This is a genomic window from Kitasatospora sp. NPDC059973, assembly GCF_042737525.1.
Lineage (GTDB): Bacteria > Actinomycetota > Actinomycetes > Streptomycetales > Streptomycetaceae > Kitasatospora.
This window is the reverse complement of sequence record NZ_JBHWUI010000329.1, coordinates 1-3,613: the sequence shown is the minus strand read 5'-3', so window position 1 is coordinate 3,613 and position 3,613 is coordinate 1. Positions and strand designations below refer to the sequence as shown.

Genomic DNA, 3,613 nt, shown 5'->3' with positions numbered 1-3,613 from the left:
CACAGGCCCCTGAGGGTCCCGCCTCTCCCGGATCTTGAAGTCCATCGCATCCCCTGAGCTGGGGCGTTGCGACGACCACTAGAACCTAAGGGTGCGGTCCGGGCCTTCTGCCGGCGGAGGATACGAGATTCGAACTCGTGAGGGGTTGCCCCCAACACGCCTTCCAATTCTCACGAACGGTGTCCGCCGGGGTTCACCCTTGTCCTGACCTGCGACGGAGTGGTCCCTGGGGGGACTCTGGACCTGCCGGACGGGGGTGAACGAGACCAAAACTGAGACCAAGCGTGCAGGCGGCCCTTGGGGAGCGTCCGCCCTGTCGCAGGCGTCGGTCCGGTCACCCGTCGGCTGCAGCCCGACCAGAGTGGCGTGGCCCGGGGGTAGCCATCGCTCCCCTGATCGAGTGAACCGACAGTAGCCAGCGGTTCGCCGAATCGTTATCCGGGAAGGTGTTGCGAATACTTCGAATAATTCGGATGCTGCGACTACGCTGGGAAGCTAGGAGGTTCGACTATGGCAACCGCCACAGAAGGCCGGAAGATCGCGCCGGGCACCGTGGACGCGCTAAGCGCCGAACGGGCGCTGCGTAGAGTCCGTGACTACCTCGCGCACAACACGGACGCCACCACAGACATCACCATCGTCGGTGAGGTCGGCACCGACGATCCTCTCGTGCTGCCGCGCCCCACGGTCGAGATGTTCGCCGCCATGCTTGCCGCCTTGGCCAACGGGCAAGGCGTGCAGATCATGCCAGTCAATGCCATCGTGTCCACCCAGGTCGCCGCCGACATGCTCAACGTTTCCAGGCCCTACCTAATCGGTCTCCTGGAGAAGGGAGACATCCCCTTCGAACGGGTCGGGCGCCATCGGCGCATCAAGTTCAACGATGTCATGGAGTACAAGCGGAGAGACGACCGCGAACGTAAGGACGCAGCCGACTCGCTCACGGCCCTCGACGAGGAGCTGGGGCTGCTCTGACATGGCCTTCATCGTTCTGTACGACTCGAACGTGCTCTACCCGAACACGGTGCGGGATCTGCTCATCCGTCTGGCTCGGCACGGTATCGTCCAAGCCAAGTGGACCGAGCAGATCCTCGACGAGGTGGAGGCTGCACTCCGCCGGAACGACATCGGTGACGACGAGAAGCGTGCGGAGCTGCGGCGCCGCATGAACGCAGCTGTGCGGGACTGCATCGTCACCGGCTACGAGCCTCTGATTGACGGGCTCAAGCTCCCCGATCCGGACGACCGTCACGTCCTCGCGGCGGCGATCAGGGCCGGCGCGCAAGTGATCGTCACCGACAACAGCAAGGATTTCCCGTCCGAGTACGTGGCGGAGTGGGGCATCGAGCAGAAGACCGCCGACGACTTCGTCATGGACTTGATCGACCTGGACGACCGTGTGGTCTACGGCTGCGTCATGGAGATTGCGGGTAGTCGGCGACGGGAGCCGGCCACGTTCGAAGATGTGCTGGGCCAGTTGGAGAGGTCCCAACTGATCGGATCAGTGAGCATGCTCCGAAGCGGACCGGTCGAGAGCACCTGACGAGCCGAGTCCATGGGCCCCGGCCGCCAGCAGATGCTGGCCGGGGCCTACCCGCACTCACACGGGAGCGGGACGATGCTTGGCAACTCTGGGGGGACAGGCTCCATGTCGCGCACCGCGCCGTTGCCCCGGTGAGCCGCCGAGATGGTCGAGGGGCGACTGCGGGAGGAGGGGAAACGACGAAGGCCCGGACCGCGATGCGGTCCGGGCCTTCTGCCGGCGGAGGATACGAGATTCGAACTCGTGAGGGGTTGCCCCCAACACGCTTTCCAAGCGTGCGCCCTAGGCCTCTAGGCGAATCCTCCGTGGGAGAGCTTAGTACATGTTCGGGGGTGGTTGCGACCACGTATGTCGAGGGTGGTCCGGGGGTGTGGCCTGCGGATCGCGGAGCGGGGGGGTGGGGAGGGTGGATGGTGGAGGACGGGGGCCGGGATCCGGTACTGTGGGTGTCAGCCCCTCGTGTGGCGTTATCTCTCTGAACCCCCCCAGGGCCGGAAGGCAGCAAGGGTAGGAGGGCTCTGGCGGGTGCGCGGGGGGTCTTTGCGTTCCCGGGGGCGGGCGGGGGCCGTTGAGGGGCGACGCGTTTGTCGGCTCGTCCCGATATCGTCGGTGGTGTGTCCCTAGCCCTGTACCGCCGCTATCGCCCCGAGACTTTCGCCGAGGTCATCGGGCAGGAGCACGTGACCGCTCCGCTCCAGCAGGCCCTGCGCAACAACAGGGTCAACCACGCCTACCTGTTCAGCGGCCCGCGCGGCTGCGGGAAGACGACGAGCGCGCGCATCCTGGCCCGCTGCCTGAACTGCGCGCAGGGGCCGACGCCGACGCCGTGCGGTGAGTGCCAGTCCTGCCGTGACCTGGCGACGGGCGGGCCCGGTTCGATCGACGTCATCGAGATCGACGCCGCCTCGCACGGTGGTGTGGACGATGCCCGTGAGCTGCGGGAGCGCGCGTTCTTCGCGCCGGTGCACAGCAGGTACAAGATCTTCATCCTGGACGAGGCGCACATGGTGACCTCGGCCGGCTTCAACGCGCTGCTGAAGGTGGTGGAGGAGCCGCCGGAGCACCTCAAGTTCATCTTCGCGACCACGGAGCCGGAGAAGGTGATCGGGACGATCCGCTCCCGGACGCACCACTACCCGTTCCGGCTGGTGCCGCCCGGCACGCTGCGCGACTACCTGGCGGAGGTCTGCGGCCGGGAGCAGATCCAGGTGGAGGACTCCGTCTTCCCGCTGGTGGTCCGGGCCGGGGCCGGGTCGGTGCGTGACTCGATGTCGGTGATGGACCAGTTGCTCGCGGGTGCGACCGAGGGCGGTGTGACCTACCAGATGGCCACCGCGCTGCTCGGGTACACGGACTCCGCGCTGCTGGACGAGGTGGTGGACGCCTTCGCGGGGCAGGACGGCGCGACGGTGTTCCAGGTGATCGACCGGGTGGTCGAGGGCGGTCACGATCCGCGCCGGTTCGTGACCGACCTGCTGGAGCGGCTCCGGGACCTGGTGATCCTGGCCACGGTGCCGGACGCCGGGGAGAAGGGGCTGATCGACGCCCCGGCGGACCGGGTCGCGGTGATGCAGGCACAGGCGGACGCGTTCGGCGCGGCAGAGCTCAGCCGGGCCGCGGACATCGTCAACACCGGGCTGACCGAGATGCGCGGGAACGCGGCGCCCCGGTTGCAGCTGGAGCTGATCTGCGCCCGGGTGATGCTGCCGGGCGCGTACAGCGACGAGCTGTCGTTGCAGGCTCGGCTGGACAAGCTGGAGCGCCGGGCGGCCACCGGGGGCTTCGCGGCCCCGATGCAGGCTCCCGCCATGCAAACTCCCGCCATGCAGGCTCCCGCCCTGCAAACTCCCGCCATGCAGGCTCCCGCCCTGCAGCCCCCGATGCAGACCCCTGTGATGCACGCGCCTGCCCTGCAGGCTCCCGCTGTGCAGGCTCCCCAGGCGGAGGCCGTCCCGGTGCAGGCGCCGGCAGCGCCCGCGGCCCCGGCGCAGGAGGCCGCCGCGCCGGCAGCGCCCGCGCCGGGTGCGTGGCCGATCCCGCGCAGCTTCTCCCCGGGCGGGGGCGCGCCCG

At 68.4% G+C, this 3,613-nt stretch carries 3 protein-coding genes, 1 tRNA gene and 1 other RNA gene; 4 read left to right on the top strand and 1 reads right to left on the bottom strand.

Going from position 1 to position 3,613, the window contains the following annotated elements:
• The first annotated feature begins 510 nt into the window (after positions 1-510).
• Together ACFWA9_RS38740 and ACFWA9_RS38735 are read left to right on the top strand one after the other, a co-directional pair.
• Positions 511-975: an excisionase family DNA-binding protein gene (locus tag ACFWA9_RS38740; RefSeq protein ID WP_380394222.1), complete on the top strand. Its 465-nt coding sequence runs from the start codon at positions 511-513 to the stop codon at positions 973-975.
• Position 976: 1 nt separating this feature from the next.
• A complete protein-coding gene (locus tag ACFWA9_RS38735; protein WP_363577016.1) occupies positions 977-1,543 on the top strand; it encodes a PIN domain-containing protein in 567 nt (188 codons plus the stop codon).
• 220 nt (positions 1,544-1,763) lie between these two features.
• Here the strand turns inward: ACFWA9_RS38735 and ACFWA9_RS38730 are convergent.
• Positions 1,764-1,848: transfer RNA gene (locus ACFWA9_RS38730), tRNA-Ser, on the bottom strand.
• Positions 1,849-1,994: 146 nt separating this feature from the next.
• Between ACFWA9_RS38730 and ffs the strand changes: the two genes are divergently transcribed.
• An RNA gene (gene ffs, locus ACFWA9_RS38725) (signal recognition particle sRNA small type) lies at positions 1,995-2,085 on the top strand.
• A gap of 72 nt (positions 2,086-2,157) precedes the next feature.
• The coding region (locus ACFWA9_RS38720; RefSeq protein WP_380394220.1) for a DNA polymerase III subunit gamma and tau at positions 2,158-3,613 on the top strand (1,456 nt) is incomplete at its 3' end.

Excerpts from the sequence above, each read along its gene's own strand:
- ACFWA9_RS38740 (WP_380394222.1), top strand. The coding sequence starts at position 511 with ATGGCAACCGCCACAGAAGGCCGGAAGATCGCGCCGGGCACCGTGGAC.
- ACFWA9_RS38735 (WP_363577016.1), top strand. The coding sequence starts at position 977 with ATGGCCTTCATCGTTCTGTACGACTCGAACGTGCTCTACCCGAACACG.